Here is a 1,859-nt window from a genome sequence, read left to right as displayed (position 1 = left end):
ACTCCTCCTGGCGCACCTCGCCGACCACGATGCGCGAGGGCCGCATCCGCAGCGCCTCCTTGACCAGCCGGCGCAGCGGGATCTCACCGGCGCCCCTCGAGGTTGGCCTGGCGGGTCTGCATCGAGACGACGTCGGGCAGCGGAACCCGGAGCAGGAAGACACGCTTTGTGCACATGTCATCAAGGGGCTGACCACGCTCGCACGTGTCGGTCGCGCGTGGAGCGCCGGTCCAGACCGCGGCCGCCATGAGCAACCAGGCCGGGGCGGGAGCCTCTGCAAAACCCAGAAGTGGCCAGGCGGCGTATGCCCATACGGTCTAGACGACCAGCGCCTGCTGCGTCAGGAGCCCTCCCATGGAGAAGCACACGAAGACTTAGCGCGATAACCCGTTCGGAGTGCCGGCGCCCGGGCCAAGCTGCGGTGGTAGCCGAACGCGCCACCCGCGTACAGAGGCCCTCAGTTGTCCCAGCTGTGTTGACGGATCCAGTCGACCAGAGGCGTGGGGCTGACGGAGAACTGCGCAGCTGTTTCGGTCATTTCAACCGTGCCGTCCCCTCGTTCGATGATGCAGCGCACTTGTGAGGCCACCTCGAAGGCCACCGTCGGGCCGAACACTGGCGCGAGCGCTCGTTCGTAGTCATCCGGCGCTATTGCGGCATAGGAGACCTCCTTTCCCAAAACCTCGGAGAAGCACCTGGCAATGTCGTTACCACTGAGAGCCTCCGGACCGCCGATGTCAAATGTGGAACCAGCCAACTCGGGGCGGCCGAGCGCAGACACCCCATATGCCGCCATCTCGCCGGCAGAAACCCACGACATCGGGAATTCGGCCGGCAAGGGAAAGGCGACGACGCCGTGTTCGACGATGCCGGGTCTGATCCACGGCCCAAGCAAGATCTCCATGTAGAACGTTGGGCGGAGAACGATGTTGGGAACGGCGCTAGATTGCAAATAGTCGATGACTTCCTGTCGGGCCTGATAGGCGTGCACGTCAGTGTCCTGCAGGACATGAGCGCTGGTGTTGAAGACCGTCAACTCCACGCCCGCGGCCCTTGCCGCATCGACTGCGTTGCGTCCATACGTCTCGTGGAGGGCGAAGTCGTACTGCAATGGGAGTTGCAGGACAACTTGACTGATGCCCTTGTTGGCCGCCGCCAAGGTGTCGGGATGCTGCAGATCTGCGACCGCGATCTCTGCACCTCGCACCTTCCAATGCTCGGCTCTGGCGGCATCTCGGGTCACCGCGCGCACACGCGTCCCCGTGTCCAGTAGCTTCTGGACGACCGGAGTTCCCTGAGTGCCCGTGGACCCGTAGACGAGCACAATTCGCTCCTCCATGCTGCCCAGCCCCTCCACCTCAGCCGAGACGGCTCAGGTCCGACAGTTCAAGGGCCCCTCGCACCAGGGATCCCGCGCCTGCCTACCGCGAGGGCGAGGGGTGTGGAAGGGCCGGAGGTCCCGCATCCCCCAAGCCAAACCCAGCGTCAGGGCGCGGGTCCGATAGCTCGAAGACCTCCTAGGACGTATCTATCTCCTGGTCGTCTCTGAGTCGCTGGCCGCAGTGGTCAGTGACCTGCTGGCTCGTCGTCGACGGGCCTGCTGTCGCTGGGGTGCTGTTGACTGCTTGGCAGGGGGCGCCAGATCGTCGCTGCTAGCCGGTGCTGGACGACAGCGCCGAACGTAGGCCCCAGGGTGACGGGGTCGGATGATGCGAGGCGTGCGTGAAGGGTGAGGAACTCTTGGCGGGCTTGGCCTTCGGGGTACTCATGTCGATCCGCCGTCCCGACGTGCGCAGCATCCGCTCGACCAGGTCGGCCAGCTCGCCCGGGGCAAGGATCGTGGTGGTCAGCTCACTGCG

At 65.2% G+C, this 1,859-nt stretch carries 2 protein-coding genes; both read right to left on the bottom strand.

What is annotated here, in order from left to right; all coding sequences use genetic code 11:
* Positions 1-457: 457 nt before the first annotated feature.
* The gene (locus CHB94_RS24280; RefSeq protein ID WP_176445747.1) at positions 458-1,324 is read right to left on the bottom strand and encodes an SDR family oxidoreductase; all 867 of its coding nucleotides are present in this window, start codon (positions 1,322-1,324) and stop codon (positions 458-460) included.
* 328 nt (positions 1,325-1,652) lie between these two features.
* Positions 1,653-1,859: hypothetical protein (locus CHB94_RS25875; RefSeq protein ID WP_141137655.1), on the bottom strand; the 207-nt coding region annotated here is incomplete at its 5' end.

The organism is Blastococcus mobilis (assembly GCF_900188025.1).
Taxonomy (GTDB): Bacteria; Actinomycetota; Actinomycetes; order Mycobacteriales; family Geodermatophilaceae; genus Blastococcus_B; species Blastococcus_B mobilis.
Note: the sequence above shows the minus strand (reverse complement) of the source record. Positions and strands in the feature narration are given on the sequence as shown.